The 15,827-nt window shown below is 67.7% G+C and carries 11 protein-coding genes; 4 read left to right on the top strand and 7 right to left on the bottom strand.

Annotated features, from left to right (window positions below):
- Window positions 1–8: 8 nt before the first annotated feature.
- The 5 genes from DOM66_RS01790 to DOM66_RS01770 form a co-directional block, all read right to left on the bottom strand.
- The gene (locus tag DOM66_RS01790) at window positions 9–650 is read right to left on the bottom strand and encodes an amino acid ABC transporter permease (RefSeq protein WP_110689074.1); all 642 of its coding nucleotides are present in this window, start codon (window positions 648–650) and stop codon (window positions 9–11) included.
- A gap of 100 nt (window positions 651–750) precedes the next feature.
- Window positions 751–1,659 (bottom strand): transporter substrate-binding domain-containing protein, encoded by a 909-nt coding sequence (locus DOM66_RS01785; protein WP_245392338.1) that lies wholly within the window; start codon window positions 1,657–1,659, stop codon window positions 751–753.
- A gap of 419 nt (window positions 1,660–2,078) precedes the next feature.
- Window positions 2,079–3,020: a CobW family GTP-binding protein gene (locus tag DOM66_RS01780; protein ID WP_110689073.1), complete on the bottom strand. Its 942-nt coding sequence runs from the start codon at window positions 3,018–3,020 to the stop codon at window positions 2,079–2,081.
- Entirely contained in the window at window positions 3,020–4,660 is a 1,641-nt protein-coding gene (locus DOM66_RS01775; RefSeq protein WP_110689072.1) for an amidohydrolase, read from the bottom strand. The genes DOM66_RS01780 and DOM66_RS01775 overlap by 1 nt, the downstream gene beginning before the upstream one ends.
- Window positions 4,657–6,060, bottom strand: coding sequence for a sodium/glutamate symporter (locus DOM66_RS01770; protein ID WP_110689071.1), 1,404 nt, complete (start codon window positions 6,058–6,060; stop codon window positions 4,657–4,659). Before DOM66_RS01770 ends, DOM66_RS01775 begins: the two co-directional genes overlap by 4 nt.
- A gap of 280 nt (window positions 6,061–6,340) precedes the next feature.
- Between DOM66_RS01770 and pdxR the strand changes: the two genes are divergently transcribed.
- On the top strand, window positions 6,341–7,801 hold the full coding sequence (gene pdxR, locus DOM66_RS01765; RefSeq protein ID WP_110689070.1) for a MocR-like pyridoxine biosynthesis transcription factor PdxR: 1,461 nt from the start codon (window positions 6,341–6,343) through the stop codon (window positions 7,799–7,801).
- A gap of 194 nt (window positions 7,802–7,995) precedes the next feature.
- On the opposite strand, the gene DOM66_RS01760 is transcribed toward pdxR, so the two are convergent.
- Window positions 7,996–9,360 carry an aspartate aminotransferase family protein gene (locus DOM66_RS01760; RefSeq protein WP_110689069.1) on the bottom strand — a complete coding sequence of 455 codons (1,365 nt, stop codon included), beginning with the start codon at window positions 9,358–9,360 and terminating at the stop codon, window positions 7,996–7,998.
- A gap of 322 nt (window positions 9,361–9,682) precedes the next feature.
- Between DOM66_RS01760 and DOM66_RS01755 the strand changes: the two genes are divergently transcribed.
- On the top strand, window positions 9,683–10,453 hold the full coding sequence (locus DOM66_RS01755) for a sulfite exporter TauE/SafE family protein (protein WP_223161866.1): 771 nt from the start codon (window positions 9,683–9,685) through the stop codon (window positions 10,451–10,453).
- Window positions 10,454–10,504: 51 nt separating this feature from the next.
- Window positions 10,505–11,263, top strand: coding sequence for an SDR family NAD(P)-dependent oxidoreductase (locus tag DOM66_RS01750; RefSeq protein ID WP_110675274.1), 759 nt, complete (start codon window positions 10,505–10,507; stop codon window positions 11,261–11,263).
- A gap of 91 nt (window positions 11,264–11,354) precedes the next feature.
- Here DOM66_RS01750 and DOM66_RS01745 read toward each other — a convergent pair whose 3' ends face one another.
- Window positions 11,355–13,910: a membrane-bound PQQ-dependent dehydrogenase, glucose/quinate/shikimate family gene (locus tag DOM66_RS01745; RefSeq protein WP_110689068.1), complete on the bottom strand. Its 2,556-nt coding sequence runs from the start codon at window positions 13,908–13,910 to the stop codon at window positions 11,355–11,357.
- Between the two features lie 311 nt (window positions 13,911–14,221).
- Here DOM66_RS01745 and DOM66_RS01740 point away from each other — a divergent pair, with 311 nt between their 5' ends.
- The gene (locus DOM66_RS01740) at window positions 14,222–15,517 is read left to right on the top strand and encodes a hypothetical protein (protein WP_110675272.1); all 1,296 of its coding nucleotides are present in this window, start codon (window positions 14,222–14,224) and stop codon (window positions 15,515–15,517) included.
- The last annotated feature ends 310 nt before the right edge of the window (window positions 15,518–15,827 follow it).

Genomic DNA, 15,827 nt, shown 5'->3' with positions numbered 1-15,827 from the left:
GCGATGCCCTAGACGGCGAGCCGGTTGGCGCGGCGTTCGGCAACGCGCTGGGCCCATACCAGGCCGCCGATGATCGCCATGTAGAGCACGCAGGCGACCAGAATCGGCGGCAGCGGCTCATAGGTGACCGCGGAGATGCGGTTGGTGACGCGGGTCAGGTCGACGATGCCGATCACCGCGATCGCCGGGCTGCCCTTGATCAGAAACGACATCTCGTTGATCAGCCCGGGCAGGCTGGTGATCACCATCTGCGGCAGCATGATGCGGCGGAAGGTGATCCAGGGCGTCATGCCCGTGGCCATCGCCGCCTCGCGCTGCTCGCGCGAGAAGTTGCGAAAGGCGCTGCGCCAGATCTCGGCGTTGAACGCGGTGGTATTGAGGGTGAGGGCTAGAATCCCCGCCACGTTGCGGTCCAGTTGAAGGCCGAAGGTCGGGGCGCTGAGAAAGATGAACAGCGCCAGCGTGACCAGGGGCGTGGCACGGGCCAGGCTGATGTAGAGCACCAGCAGCTGATCGATGACCGGGACCCTGGCGAGTCGGATCAGCGCCAGGATCAGCCCGGCGGTGACCCCCATGGCGATGGACACGCCGGAGATCCAGAGCGTGGTCCAGGCTCCCTCCAGCAGCATGTGCCAGGCACTGGCGTTCATGATGATCTCTCCACAGAGTGGTCGCTGGCAGCGCACCGCGGGCAGGCCGCGGCGCGCTCGGGTCGACGAGAGGTGCTCGCGGCGCCGCCGCGGTGACCTGCTACTGGCTGCTGGCCTGCAGCTCGTGGAACTGCTCGACGCTGGTCAGCGGCACCGTGGGCAGGTTCGGGAAGCTCTCGCCGAACCACTTCTCCTGCAGCGCTGCCAGCTGGCCGCTGTCGCGCAGATGGTCGAGGAAGCCATTCATGTAGGCCAGCAGCTCGGGGCTCGACTTGGGGATCGGCCAGGAGACATAGCCCGGGCCGGATACCGCCGGCCCCTTGGCGAAGACGTTCGGCTTGGAGGCCACCAGGGTGTTGACCGGTACCGCCGAGTCGATCACGAAGTCGAGCCGGCCGTTGGCCAGGTCGGCGAAGGCTTCCGGGTAGGATTCGTACTGCACCACCTTGCCCAGCTCACCGCCGCTCTCCTTGAGCATCTTCTCGAGTTCGGGCAGGCGTGACAGCAGCACGCTGCCGGCCTGGACCCCCAGCGTCTTGCCGCTCAGATCGGCCACGCTCTTGATGCTGCCATCGCCGGCACGGGTGATCGCGAAGTGCTGGGCGGAGGCGTAGGGCGCGGTGTAGTTGAAGACGCGCAGGCGCTCGTCGGAGACCGAGGCGCCGGTCAGTGCCATGTCGTACTGGCCGGTGGAGACCGCTGCCAGCAGGCCGGTCCAGGGCAGGATGTCCTGCTTGACGTCGAAGTCGGCGTACTCGCGCAGCGCCACCAGCACGTCGGCATTGAAGCCGACCGGCTGGCCGTTCTCGATGTAGTTGAACGGGGCGTAGTTGTCCTCGGTGGCCACGCTCATGCTGCCGCGGCTCTCGATCTCGGGCAGATCGGCTGCCATGGCCCAGGGCGGCGTGGCCATGGCCAGGGCCAGCAGGGCGCCGCCCACCAGGGTGGCGAGGCGTGCGCCGGAACGGTGCGGGGTCGGTGTCGTGGAACGGATCGGGAAGCGCATCATGAAGAACCCTCTCGAGGTGTTGTTATGGCGTGACGTCTTGGTCGCGTGACGCCGCTATCGAGTGATGTCGTTGTCGTGATTGTTGTTATTGCGTCGTTGTTATGGCGTCGCTGCTATTACATCGCTGCCATGGCGGTCGTTGTCATGGATTGCCCCGCCGGGGCGGCCGTCGGCGACGGCGCGGCCCGTGTGGCGGTGGTTTCACCCTAAAGAACTCGCTGCCCCGTCTCGTAGAGCCAGTTGGCCGGCGGCGGCTGGCCAGACGCCACGCGCGTGGCCTGAGGCTGGCCAGCCGAGGCTCCGGCGTCGAGGCGTAGCCGCGGGCAGTCACGTGACGGATCCATGACCCGCGCATGTCTCATCAATGACTGATGCAAAAGATTTATGCAGGTTCCGTGCCAGATGTGGCTGGGCAGGGGTCACGCCAGTGCTTCGAGCGCGGCGATCAGCTGCGTCAGCGCGACGCCGCGAAAGCCGATCCCGGTGAGCTGGCTCGGCCCGCCGCGACCCGGCGCCGTGGGTGTCCACGAGGGGCGCCCGCCGCTCCACTGGAAGACGTAGCGACGCCCCGCGCAGTCGACGAACCCTTTGGCCCGCACGAGGGCGTCCCGATGCACGGCGAGCAGCGCCTCGAGGGTTTCGCGGCGCAGCGTCGCCGGCAGCTTGACGCGGAAACGCTGCCAGTCTGGGCTGGAGCCAGGAGCGGGGGCAGCGCCGGAGACGGCCGTCGCAGGGCGGAACGCCTGCGTCGGTGTGCCCCCCGGCCCGGCTGCCGCGGCCAGCGGCGTCATAGTGGCTTGGCGGGCGTCAGGGGCAAGGGCGAGTGCCCTCAGCCGCTGCCAGGCGGCCTGCCGCGATGCCGGGGGCAGCAGCGACTCCCGGTTCACCGCGAGTTCGGTGGCGCTGATGATCTGCTCGGCGACCAGGGCGCCGACCCGGCGGTCGTCGAGTCGAGCGCTCAAGGTGGAGAGATCCACCAGGGTGACGGTGCGTTCCAGGTGGTAGCGCCGCGCCACCCGGATGAGATCGGCGATCCGTCCGGGGCGGGCCACGCCGCTGGTCTCGATGATCAGCGTCGAGGGCGGTTGCGGCCAGCGCGCCAGGCGTGAGAGCTGGGCACCGAGCTCGTCACTCAGCGAGCAGCACAGACAGCCGCTGCTCAGCGCGAGCAGGCGCTCGCCCTGGTGCTCGATCAGCTCGGCGTCGACGTTGAGAGTGCCGAAGTCATTGACCAGCACCAGCGTATCGGCGCCGCCTTCCTTTCGCAGGTGCGCGTTGAGCCAGGTGGTCTTGCCGGCGCCGAGATAGCCGGCGACCAGCGTGACCGCGGTGGTGCCGGCGGCGGCGTCGGCGTCCGTCATCAGGGCTCGGCCGGCGGATTGGGATAGACGATGCCGCCGACCACGGTCGCCGCGACGCGCAGCGTCGGCAGCTGCGCCAGCGCTACCTCGCGTGGGTCCTCGTCCAGCACCGCCATGTCGGCGAACTTGCCCACCTCGAGGCTGCCGATGCGATCATCGAGCCTGAGCGTATAGGCGGCATCCAGGGTGATGAGCTTGAGCGCCCGCGTCACGCTGAGCGCTTCGTGGGCGCCCAGTACCGCCCCGCTGGCGGTCTGACGCGCCACCGTGCACCAGGCGGTGAAGAGTGGCGACAACGGTGTGACCGGAGCGTCGCAGTGCGCAGCGATGGGGATGCCTAGACGCTCGGCCGAGGCCAGCGGCTCCAGGCGCTGGCTGCGCTCGAAACCCAGCGTCCGCGCGCGGTGAATATCGCCCCAGTAGTAGAGGTGGTTGGCGAACATGTTGAGGCAGACCCCGAGGCGGGCCGCGCGCCGCATCTGCGCCTGATTGATGATCTGGCAGTGCTGCAGGGTGTGGCGATGATCGGGGCGTGGCCACAGCTCCAGGGCGGACTCGATCGCATCCAGCATCAGATCCACGGCTTCGTCGCCGTTGGTGTGGATATGCAGCTGCAGCCCGGCCTGATGGTAGCGCTGGACCACCTCGATGAGCCTCTCCGGCTCCGCGTTCCACAGCCCGTTGGGCATGCCGTCGTGGTAGCCCGGCCAGTTGAGTCGGGCGCTGTAGCCCTGGATCGAGCCATCGGTCATCAGCTTGACCGGCCCGAAGTGCAGCTTGTCGGTGCTGAGCTGGCGGCACGCCAGTACCCGCTCGATGCCGACATCGGTGGGGTAGGTCAGTGCGCTCATCGCCGGCACCAGGCGCATCGGCACGTCGTCACGGGCACAGGTGGCGAGCATGCTCTCGACGCCGTGCTCGCTGAGCGGATTGTAGAGATCGGTCAGGGTGGTGACGCCGTGGCGCTGCGCGATCCGGGCATAGCGGGCCAGCGTCTGCGGCTCGCTGCCACGGTCGAAGAGATCCAGCGACAGCGTATCGAAGATGGCGAACATCGCCGCCATCTCCCGCAGCTCGCCGTTGGGATGGCCATCCGCGTCCGTCATCACCCCCTCGATTCCGGCGTGCCGGTCGAGACCGGCGTGGCGCAGCATGGCCCCGTTCACCGTCATCATGTGCAGGTTGGCATGGATCACCACCATGGGGCGTTCGGCGTCGACCGCATCCAGATCGTGGCGGTCCAGGCGCCGGTCGGGGAAGTAGATCGGATCGAAGCCCCAGGCGATCAACGCGGTCCCGGCGGGGAGGGTGTCAGCCTGCTGACGCAGGCGCGCCTGCAGCGACGCGATGTCGGTCAGCCCCGGCCAGGAGTTGCCTTCGGGGTCCTGGCGGGCGAAGAACCCGGCATAGACGTACTCCCACAGCGCCCCCTCCAGCGCATGGCTATGCCCCTCCACGAACCCGGGCAGGATCACCTTGTCGGCGAAGCGCTGATCGACCTCGTGGGCGCCCAGGTCGGCCAACGCCTCCCGCGTGCCGACTCCGAGCACGCGCCCATCGCGCACGGCGATATGGGTCGCCTCCGGCAGGCTCGGATTCATGGTCAGGATGCGGCGCGCGGCATAGATACGAAGGCTCATGTCGGGGTCGGCTCCTGATCGGCCGGCACGCGAGCCTCAAGTCGGCGTTGCCAGCCCCGCAGCAGCGGGATACAGGAGAGGGCGGCCACGGCATAGCCACCGAAGATCGCCAGGTAGGTCCAGGTGCCCAGGGAGGGGGCGATCGGCGCGAAGAAGAACAGGGTCGGAATGTTGACCACGATGATCGCGATGTTGAAGAACGCCAGCTCCTTGGGCACCGAGGTGCTGAAGTCCGCATCGAGCATGCGCAGCAGCAGCAGGCCGGTACCGGTGGAGCCACAGCAGCAGCCGAAGGCGGTCACCGTGCGTTCCGGGCCGAGTCGCCCACTCAAGCGGCCGATCGCCACCGCGCCCAGCAGAGTGACGAGGGTGACGCCGGCAGCGACGATCAGGATCGGGACCAGCAGCGCGGTGAGTACCGCCACCTGAACGCTCATCAGCGTGGCCACCACCATGAAGTCGACCGAACCGCTGGTGATGCGCTTGAGGGTGTCGTCGTCGACCTTGCTCGACCAGCCGCAGCGGTCGATCAGCAGGCGCATCAACACGCAGATCGTGAGGCCGTGGATGAAGAAGAGATTGAAGCTGAAGAAGACCGACAGCACCTGGTTGCCGGCGACCAGCGGCTGCATGAACGACAGCCAGGCGTAGGTGATGACGTAGGCGACCCCGAGCAGACCGAGATGCCAGGCGAGGGAGTCGACGTTGCCCGGGTGGGTGACCTGCCGACCGCTGGCGGGCTGACGTTCGGGGGCGTGGAAGCCGGCGATGAAGTCGTCATCCAGGGTCGACTCGCGGTTGCTGTTGAGGCCGCGCTTGAGGAAGTGGCGCGCCACCGGCACCCCCACCGCGAACGCGGCGATGAAGCCCAGCGAGGCGAAGATGACGCCGACCTGGGCGGCATCGGCGATACCGTAGCGGGTCTCCCAGAGGGTGCCGTAGGTCAGTGCCTGGCCCGGCCCCTGGGTGAAACCATGGGTGACGATCGCCCCCAGCAGCGGGTCGAGGTTGGCGCCACTGATTCCGTCGTAGCCCGCCATCAGGGCGAAGCCGAGCACCGCCTGCCCCCCCAGGCTGGCGGTCCAGATCAGGGTGAGCCAGAGCCCGCCGCCGACCACGCTCTGTCGGCCCTCCCGGGCCGCCGATTTTGGGCTGCCGGTCAGACACAGCGACATGAAGCTCAGGGTGAAGAAGTGAAAGGCGAGGGCGGTGAAGTCCCCGGGTCCGTAGCCGGGGATCAGCCCGCACGAGAGCAGCAGGAAACCGAGCACGCCGGCGACGATGCTACCCGGCACCAGGCTGGCGCGCAGCCAGGCGAGGCGACTGCGCAGTAGGCTTCCGGCGACCAGTAGCGCCGCCATCAGCGCGAAGGCGATGATGCCATGAAAGGTACTGCCCATGTTGCGATCCTCACGGTTGATATTGTTGTTGGCGCGTCCCGCGGGGCGGGCGCCGCGCTCTGGGCGCTATCGGCGATGGTAAGGTCGGGCCGTGGCGATGCCACAGGACAGATGCCGGGGATGGTCGAGACAGCGGCGGGCCCAGGGGGGAGAGCCTGGAGGGGGCAGCCTGGGTAGTGCGGGGGCAAGCGATGACAGGCGCAGGCCGACGTTCGGTGGCGTGGTTCTTGCAGCGTAACAACCCCTAGCGCGACGTCACGGCTGGCCAGCGAGGTGCACCATGCTCGATCACTACTTTGCGCTCGATTTCGACGCCCCGCGGGGGCTGCAGGAGCAGCTGCGCGAGGCGCTGCTCGATGCCATCCATACCGGTACCATTCCCGCCGCGGAGGCGCTCCCCTCCTGCCGCCGGCTGTCGAGCCAGCTGGGGATCTCGCGCAACACCGTGGCGCTGGTCTACGAAGGGCTGGTGGAGGATGGCTATCTGGTCAGCCGGCCGCGCAGCGGCTACTACCTGCACACCGCCTATCACATGGCGGCGGGGGAGCCAGCGAGCCAGCCGAGTGCAGCGCAGGCGCAGGATGCACCAGGATGGGACGCGCGCTTCACCCATCGGCCCAGCCATTTCCAGGGCGTGCTGCGCCCCAGTAACTGGATGCACTACGACTATCCGTTCGTGTATGGCCAGCTCGATACCCGGCTGTTTCCGCTGGAGCAGTGGCGCGAGGCCTCCCGCCGGCTGCTCGGCGGGCAGCGCGAGCGCCACTGGCTGAGCGACCGCTACGATCAGGACGATCCGATGCTGATCGAGCAGTTGCGCACCCGGGTGCTGCCCAAGCGTGGCATCCACGCCCGCAGTGACGAGATTCTGATCACGCTGGGGTCGCAGAATGCGCTCTTTCTGATCGCCCAACTGCTGTTCGATGCGCGCACCCGGGTCGCGGTCGAGAACCCCGGCTACCGTGAGGCGGCCAACGTCTTCCTGCGTCAGGGGGCCCGGCTCAGCTATCAGCCGCTGGACGACGAGGGCATGTGCCTGGATGCGGCGGCGGCCGACTGCGACTACCTCTATGTCACCCCGAGCCATCAGGGGCCCACCGGGGTGACCATGAGCCGGGCAAGGCGGGAGGCGCTGATCGAGCAGATCCAGCGTCGCGATCAGATCGTGCTGGAGGATGACTACGACGCCGAGGTGAATTTCGACCACCATGCGCTGCCGGCGCTGAAGGCGAGCCGGGCGGGTGCCCGGGTCATCTACATGAGCAGCCTCTCCAAGCCGCTATCGCCGGGGCTGCGGCTGGGCTATCTGGTCGCCGATGCCGAGCTGATCGAGGAGCTGCGCGCGCTGCGCCGGCTGATGTACCGGCACCCGCCCTCGAGTCTGCAGCAGCAGCTGGCGCAGTTCTTGTCCCAGGGCCACTACGACCGCTATCTGCGTGTCTTCGCCGAGGAGATGTACCGCCGCTGGGAGACTCTCGATGCCTGCCTCCAGCGCGATCTGCCGAGATGCCGACGGGTGGGCGGCGACCACGCCAGCGTCTTCTGGCTGCAGGCGCCGGCCGAGATCGATACCCAGCGCCTGGCGTGGCGGGCGGCCCAGTACGGGGTGCTGATCGAGCCCGGCTTCCAGCACTTCTTCGACCGGGTGCCACCGCGACACTTCATGCGGCTGGGATTCGGTGCCATCGATGTGGCGCGTATCGGCCCGGGGGTCGAGCGCCTGGCACGGGCCATGGGGTGATGCCGGCGGAGGGGCTGTCTGGGGGGCATCCCTGGTAAGCCTGCCTGGGGTGCCTGCCTGGGATGCCTGCCTAGAGAGCCTGGCTCCCCCGGCATCCGTCTTGAGCGCCGAACCCGGGTCCGCTTCTTATCAAGCACAACGCCGGCTGCAGGCCGGCGTCTGTGTGTCAGCGGTGTCGCTACTCCGGGAGTGGCTCAGCTGGCGGCGCCCAGCACCTCGTCGAGAATCGCCAACCCCTGCGCCACCTCGGCCTCGTTGACGATACAGGGCGGGGTGACGTGGATGCGGTTCTCGACCACGAACGGCAGCAGCCCCTTGTCGATCAGGGCGCGCTTGATCTTGGCCATCTCGGCCCCCGGCAGCGGCGCGCGGGAGGTGCGATCGCTGACCAGCTCCAGGGCATGGAACACGCCGACACCGCGCGTCTCGCCGATGATGGCGTGATCGCTGGCGAGCTGCGAAAGCCCCTTGGCGAGCGCGCCGTTGCCGACCCGGTCGGCGTTATCGACGATCCCCTCTTCGGCCATCGCATCCAGAGACGCGACGATCGCCGCCATGGCCAGCGGATGGCCGGAATAGGTGAGCCCACCGTAGAACATCTGGTCGTCGAAGTGGCGGCAGATCGGCGCGGAGACGATCACGCCGCCCGCCGGCACATAGCCTGAGTTGACGCCCTTGGCGAACACGATCAGGTCGGGGCTGACACCGAAGTGCTCGAAGGCGAACCAGCGCCCGGTGCGGCCGAAACCCGCCATCACCTCATCGAAGATCAGCAGAATGCCGTAGTGATCGGCCAGCCGGCGCACGCCCTCGAGATAGCCCTTGGGCGGGATCAGCACGCCGGCGGTACCGGGCACGGACTCGAGCAGAATGGCGGCGATCGCCCCTGGCCCCTCGCACTCGATCACCCGCTGCAGATGCTGCAGGGCGCGTTCGCACTCCTGCTGCTCGTCGCCGGCCCAGAAGTCGCTGCGATAGAGGTAGGGGTTGAAGAAGTGGGCATGCCCACGGGCGAACTCGTTGGGGATGCGCCGCGGGTCGCCGGTCGCGGCAATGGCCGCGCCGGTATTGCCGTGGTAGGAGCGGTAGGCGGAAAGGATCTTGTCGCGGCCGGTGTAGGCCCGCGCCATGCGGATGGCGTTCTCGTTGGCATCGGCGCCGGCGTTGGTGAAGAAGACCTTCTCGAAGCCCTGGGGCGCCCGCGCCAGGATGCGCTTGGCCGCTTCGCCGCGGGCCAGGTTGGCATGCGCCGGCGCCACGGTGGCGAGCGCGCCGGCCTGGGCCTGGATGGCGGCGATCACCTTGGGATGCTGGTGGCCGATGTTGGTGTTGACCAGCTGGCTACTGAAATCGAGATACTCCTTGCCCGCATAGTCCCACACCCGGCAGCCGCTGCCGCCGGCGATCACCAGTGGGTCGAGGGTGGCCTGGGCGGACCAGGAGTGGAACACGTGCCGACGGTCGAGCTGGCGCACATAGTCATTGTCGATTGCGTCGTGGTTGATCGCATCGCTGCTGATGGCGTCGTTGCCGAGGGTGGCGGTCGAGGCTTGGGTCATGGTCTGCATCCTGTGTCGCCCGGCGCCATCGGCACCAGGGGGAAAGGCGGATTGCGCCTCGGGCGCTGTGCTCGCGCCCAGACGCGTCTGGCTCAGGTTCAGACTAAGCGGCGCCGCGGTATCGTCTTAGAGCCAGAACCTCGTCGCGCTCGTGACAGCCGGCACCATGTCCCGAGGAGTCGCCGCAACTGGCTCTACAGCCCCTGGGGCCGCGGCGCTTAAGGTGCTCGCCTATGACAGCCCGGTTTTCCCAGCCCGGTTGTCACGATGAGAGGGCGACGATGGTGACGTTGATGCGGACTGGGCCGGGGAGTGTGCGGCGGTGAACGTCGCGGCGATGATGCCGGCGCTGCCGTCGCTGGGTGGAGTGCTGGCACTGGCGTATCTGGCGGGTGCGGTGCGCGGCTACTGCGGCTTCGGCTTCGCCATGCTGCTGGCGCTCGGGCTGATGCTCGTGCTGCCACCGCTCGAAGCCGTACCGCTGGCCCTGCTGCTCGATCTGATCACCAGCGCGGGGCTGTGGCGGCGCGCCTGGCGCCTGGCCGACCGCGACCGGCTGCGCCGTCTGATCGGCGGCATGGCGTTGGCGACCCCGCTCGGCGTGTGGCTGATGGCGAGCATTCCGCCCACGCCGCTGCGCGTCATCGTCGCACTACTGGCCCTGGCCGGGGCGCTGGCGCTGCTGCTGGGGCGCGCAGCGGTACCGAACGCGGCGCGCGAGCTGCGCGCTGGCACTGCCTGGTTGGCCGGGGTGGCCTCGGGGCTGTGCCAGACGCTCGCCTCGTCGGGCGGCCCGCCGCTGATGCTCTATCTGCTACAGCAGCGGCTGCCGCCGGCGGTGCTGCGCGCCACCGCGATCCTGTTCTTCGCCGTCAGCAGCAGTGCGGCCCTGAGTGGCCTGTGGCTGGCCGGTGCGCTGCACGCCCAGACGCTGACGCGCGGCGCCTGGCTGCTGCTGCCGGCACTGCTCGGCAACGCGCTGGGGCAGTGGGCCTTCGAGCGCTCGCCGCCGCGCTCGATGCGCTGGAGCGTGGCGCCGCTGCTGATCGCGCTCTCGCTGTGGGTGCTGGCGCGGGAGACCCTGTTGCGCTGAGCGCACCGCGACACGGACGCAACGATCGACAATCAAGCCGAGGAGACAAGCATGCAAGACGTCGTTTTCATTACCGGTGCCACCTCCGGGTTCGGCCGCGCCGCCGCCCGGCGCTTTGCCGAGGCCGGCTGGGCGCTGGTTCTCGCCGGGCGCCGCCAGGAGCGGCTCGAGGCGCTGGCCCAGGCGCTGTCGAGCCAGGTCGAGGTGCACACGCTGGCGCTCGACGTGCGCGATGACCAGGCCGTGAGTCAGGCGATCGAGGCGCTGCCCGAGCCGTTCAAGCGGGTGCGCGCGCTGATCAACAACGCCGGCCTGGCGCTGGCGCCGGAGCCGGCCCAGCAGGTCAAGCTCGCGGACTGGCACACCATGATCGACACCAATATCACCGGTCTGGTCAACGTGACCCATGCGCTGCTGCCGACCCTGATTGCGACCGGCGAAGGGGCGAGTATCGTCAATGTCGGCTCCATCGCCGGTCAGTGGCCCTACCCGGGGAGCCACGTCTACGGGGCGTCGAAAGCCTTCGTGCAGCAGTTCAGCTACAACCTGCGCTGCGATCTGCAGGGGAGTGGCGTGCGCGTCACCGATCTGGCCCCGGGCCTGGCCGAGACCGAATTCACCCTGGTGCGCACCGGCGGCGACCAAGCGGCATCGGATGCGCTCTACCGCGGCACCACCGCGCTCAGCGCAGAGGATATCGCCGAGCAGATGTTCTATCTGGCCACGCTGCCGGCGCATATCAACATCAACCGGCTGGAGGTGATGCCGACCCGTCAGGCGTGGTCGGCGTTCGCGGTCGATCGCGATTGAACAGGTAAGGCGCCCTGGCGTCTCGCTGAAACGCATCGCCCCGGCCAGTTGGCCGGGGCGATGAGGTCTTGCGGTGAGCGTAAAGCGTCGCTCAGCTATCGCGCTGCTTGGGCAGGGCGTAGGCGATCACGTAGTCGCCGGTGGGGGTCTGCATGAAGTGGTGGCCGGTGGCGACGATCACCAGATACTGGCGGCCGTCGGCTTCGTAGACCATCGGGTTGGCCTGGCCGCCGGCGGGCAGGGCGGCCTGCCACACGGTCTCGCCGCTCTCGATGTCGATCGCGCGGATCAGATCGTCGGTCGCCGCGGCGATGAAGATCAGGCCACCGGCGGTGACCACCGAGCCGCCGTTGTTGGGCGTGCCGATGTCGATCGGCAGGCCCGAGCGAATGCCCCAGGGACCGTTGGCGCGGGCGGTGCCCAGCGGGCGGTCCCACAGCGTCTTGCCGCTGGAGAGCGCGATGGCGCGGATATGGCCATACGGCGGCTGCTTGCACAGCAGGCCGGTATAGGGCACCCGCCAGCCGGCGTTGACGTTGATCGCGTAGGGGGTGTTGGCCTGCGGATCCCCCGCGCCTTCGGCACCGCCGCGGTCGGATTTCAGCTCCTCACGCGGGACCCAGCCCAGCTTGTTGGCGACGTCGCGCGGCACCAGCTCGTTGTAGTTGGGCATGTCATTGTAGTTGGCGATGATCACCCCGCGCTGCGGGTCGACCGCCACGCTGCCCCAGTCGGAGCCGCCGTTGTAGCCGGTGTACTCGACCCACGGCTGCTCGGCGGTGGGCGGCGTATACATGCCCTTCCAGCTGGCCTGGTGGTACTGGATCCGACAGAAGAGCTGGTCGAACGGTGACATGCCCCACATGTCCTTCTCGGTGATATCGGGCTGGCGCAGGGTGGCATAGCGCGAGAAGGGTTGGGTCTTGCTGCGCTGCTCCGGCTCGGCGCCGCCCTGGGGGACCGGACGCTCCTCGGCGCCGCCGCCGAGCAGTTCGCCGGTCTCGCGGTTGAACACGTAGATCTCGCCCTGCTTGGTGGGCATGATCAGCGCCGGCACTTCGCCGTTGTCGGTGGGGAAGTCGATCAGCGTCGGCTGCGAGCCGGGGTCGTAGTCCCAGACGTCCTTGTGCGCGGTCTGGAAGTGCCACTTGGGCAGGCCGGTCTCGACGTCGAGTGCGACCATCGAGCTGGCCCACGCGTTCTCTTCCGGGGTGCGCGAGCTGCTCCAGTAGTCGGCGGCGCTGTTGGCCATGGGCAGGTAGACCAGCCCCAGCTTGCTGTCGCCGGCGGCGGTGGTCCACATGTTGGGCGAGCCGCGCACGTAGGTCTCGTCGCCGGTCAGCGGTTCACTGCGGTCGGGGCGGGCGGCATCCCAGGCCCACTGCAGCTCGCCGGTCATGACGTCGAAGCCCTTGATCACGCCGGAGGGCGGATAGCGGCGCTGGCCGTCGAGCACCTGGTGGCCGGTGACGATGACATCGCGCACCACCACCGGGGCGGAGTTGATCGAGACGTAGCCCGGCGGGGTCTCGCCCATGTTGCGCTTGATATCGACCTGGCCGTTGTCGCCGAAGTCGGTGCACGGCTTGCCGGTGGCGGCGTCGACTTCGATGATGCGCCCGTCGAGGGTGCCGGAGATGATCCGGGTGCGGCAGGCGATGGCGTCGCTGGCGGCCATCGCGGCGTCACTGTTCGGATCGCCGCCGTTCTGAGCGTCACTGCCCTGGGCGTCGTCTGCCTGGTTGCCGCTGGCCGCCGCCTGTTGGGTGTCATCGGCGCTGTCCGCGGTGGGCAGGCGATCCGCCGGCACTTCGTAGTAGGTCACGCCGCGGCAGGCGGCGGTGTAGGGAATGGCGTCCTTGGAGACCACCGGGTCGTAGCGCCAGTTCTCCTCACCGGTGGCGGCATCGAGGGAGATCAGGATATTGCGCGAGGTGCACAGGAAGACGTCATCCCCCACCTTGAGCGGGGTGGTCTCGGCGCCCCAGCGATGATCCAGCAGGTCGCCGGTGCGGTACTGCCAGGCGACCTGGAGCTGGTCGACGTTGTCCGGGGTGATCTGCTCCAGCGGCGAGTAGCGGGTCGCCGCCGAGTCGCGGCCGTAGGCGGTCCAGTCGCCCGGGGCGGGGACGTCCGCCGGTTGGGCATTGCCGACGTCGGTGGCCAGCGAGCCATCGGCGACCGCCGGTACCGGCGCCAGGTTCTGGTAGCCGCGCCCGGGCAGGAAGGCCAGCGCACCGGCGACGATCAGCCCCACACAGAGCACGCCGGCCAGGGCGAAGCCGACCCGCGGACGTGGCCCGCCACGCAGGGCGGGCGCGACCAGGGCGACCAGGATCGCCAGGATCAGGACCAGGTCGAAGCGCGGAATCCAGCGCCAGTAGTTGAGCCCCGACTCCCAGGCAGCCCACAGGAAGGAGCCGACGAAGACCAGGGCGTAGAGCCAGGCCCCCGAGATCCGGCCGCGCCACAGCTGGATGCCGGCGAGCAGCATCACGACACCCGCCAACAGGTAGTACCAGGACCCTCCGAGTAGTGCCAGATAGAGCCCGCCGCCGCCCAGAGCGAGGCCGGCGAGCGCGACGATGAGACCCACGATGCAGGAGAACAACCTGCTCGCACCGCGAGACGAGGTGGATTTGGCCACTGTTCTCTCCCTTGAATGTCCGTATTCTTTTAACCGCCCGCGTGCTGTGGCGCGTGGCTGGTTTGTTGGTCTTGGTGGCATGCCGTCCGTGTCACGTCGGGCCGCCTGCTTTCAGCGTAGTCAGCCTACGCCGAGCTGACGAATCCCGCGCCCCGCGGGCCTTTCGCCAGATGTCAGACGCGTAACGGATTCGTTACGGAAAATCCGAGAAATTGCCTATCCTTCCTGGGACGCGTCTTGTTGCGTGAGCGCGGCGCGATCTCTCGACGGCCCGACAGAGGCTGTATCAACAACGACAAGGGAATAACAACGTGACTCTCAAGACCTACTCAACCCTCGGCCTGGCCGTGGGCCTGATGGCCTGCGCCCCTGCTGTCTTTGCCCAGACCCACCAGGATAGCGAAGCGATCCAGCGCCGGCTCGATGCGCTCCAGCAGCAGGTGCAGGAGCTACAGCGCGAACTCGCCGCCCAGAAGGCGAGCCAGCAGCGCGAGAACACGCAGACACGCCAGCTGGCGGAGAAGAACAGCTCGCTGCTGGATAACGTCGGCAAGCCGCAGTTCAGCGGGGCGATCGAGCTCGGGTACACCTTCAACGACTGGAGCGAGTCGAGCAAGGACACCGTCGGCGACATGGACTTCGGCAAGTTCATCCTCGGCATGGAAGGCGGTGAGGGGCCGCTCTCCTACTCCTTCCAGTACCGTTTCTACGACGGCTATCGCTTTCTGCAGCACGCCTGGGCGGGCTACGCCTTCAGTGACGCTGACACGGTCAAGCTCGGCCTGGTGCAGACCCCGTTCGGCAACATGGATTACGGCTATCTCGGCTGGTACGGCAACCTGCCGTATCTGGCGGGCTTCAACGACAATCAGAACGCCGGCATCAAGTGGGATCACTCTCAGGGCGCCTGGGACACCACGCTTGCATTCTTCAAGAGCGACCAGCTCGGCGACGGCAACGAGCACTACGGCGCCAACGCGATCGGCGACAGCCCCCAGGGCAACAGCGAAGAGAATCAGCTGGCCGCACGCGCCGCCTATACCTTCGGCAAGGGCTCGGACTACACCACCGAGCTCAACCTCTCGGCCAAGGGGGGGCAGCTCTACAACCACAATACCCAGAAGAGTGGTGACAACTGGGCCGTGGCGCTGGGCATGAACGGCAACTACGGCAACTGGACCACGCTGTTGCAGGCGACCAGCTACCAGTACAACGCCAAGAACCCCGACGAAGCGGTATCGGGTGTCTCGGACAATGCGTTGCAGGTCGGTGCCTTCGGCTTCAACTATCTGATTCCGGCAGAAGGGCAGATGTACTCGGCGAGCCTCGCCTACAGCATGGATGTCGACTGGGGCGTGGTGGAGAACCTCTACTTCTACAACGACTTCAGCTATATCGCGGCGTCGGGTGACTACTCACCGGTCAACGGCGGCTTCGGCGACATGGACGACCCCATGCTCAACGACCTGGGGGTGAAGGTCACTGCCGGACGCTACTACGCCTGGTTCGATATCGTCACCAACAAGAACGGGCTGAACTACTTCGGCTCGCCGGTGGACGATGGCTGGCACACCAGCGTGCAGAGCCATTTCGGCCTGACCTACTGAATCAGCCAAGGCGTCGCCGGGCTACCGATGCCCCGTCGAGTTCGCTCGGCGGGGCATTCGCGTCTCTGGCGCCGGGGATTGTCGAGGCCAGGGAAGAGCGGGCAGCGCGCGGCGGATGATCTTCGGTTCTTTTTCTGCGGTGCTGGCCGGGTATTCGAGGATTTCCCTGCCGTCATGGCAAAGAATGAACTCTTTCTCCTGCTTCACTGGCAGCGATTTTTCTATTTCTCTATGTAAGCCCTGGTGCATGTTGAGCGTATATTTTATACAAAAGGTGTGCTATCAGTGCCTCATGCGCCGTGTCAGGGTG

It is taken from the genome of Salinicola endophyticus (genome assembly GCF_003206575.1).
In the GTDB taxonomy this organism is placed as follows: Bacteria; Pseudomonadota; Gammaproteobacteria; order Pseudomonadales; family Halomonadaceae; genus Salinicola; species Salinicola endophyticus.
Note: the sequence above shows the minus strand (reverse complement) of the source record. Positions and strands in the feature narration are given on the sequence as shown.

Coding starts and splice junctions, on each gene's coding strand:
- DOM66_RS01790 (WP_110689074.1), bottom strand. CDS start 650: ATGAACGCCAGTGCCTGGCACATGCTGCTGGAGGGAGCCTGGACCACG.
- DOM66_RS01785 (WP_245392338.1), bottom strand. CDS start 1,659: ATGATGCGCTTCCCGATCCGTTCCACGACACCGACCCCGCACCGTTCC.
- DOM66_RS01780 (WP_110689073.1), bottom strand. CDS start 3,020: ATGACGGACGCCGACGCCGCCGCCGGCACCACCGCGGTCACGCTGGTC.
- DOM66_RS01775 (WP_110689072.1), bottom strand. CDS start 4,660: ATGAGCCTTCGTATCTATGCCGCGCGCCGCATCCTGACCATGAATCCG.
- DOM66_RS01770 (WP_110689071.1), bottom strand. CDS start 6,060: ATGGGCAGTACCTTTCATGGCATCATCGCCTTCGCGCTGATGGCGGCG.
- pdxR (WP_110689070.1), top strand. CDS start 6,341: ATGCTCGATCACTACTTTGCGCTCGATTTCGACGCCCCGCGGGGGCTG.
- DOM66_RS01760 (WP_110689069.1), bottom strand. CDS start 9,360: ATGACCCAAGCCTCGACCGCCACCCTCGGCAACGACGCCATCAGCAGC.
- DOM66_RS01750 (WP_110675274.1), top strand. CDS start 10,505: ATGCAAGACGTCGTTTTCATTACCGGTGCCACCTCCGGGTTCGGCCGC.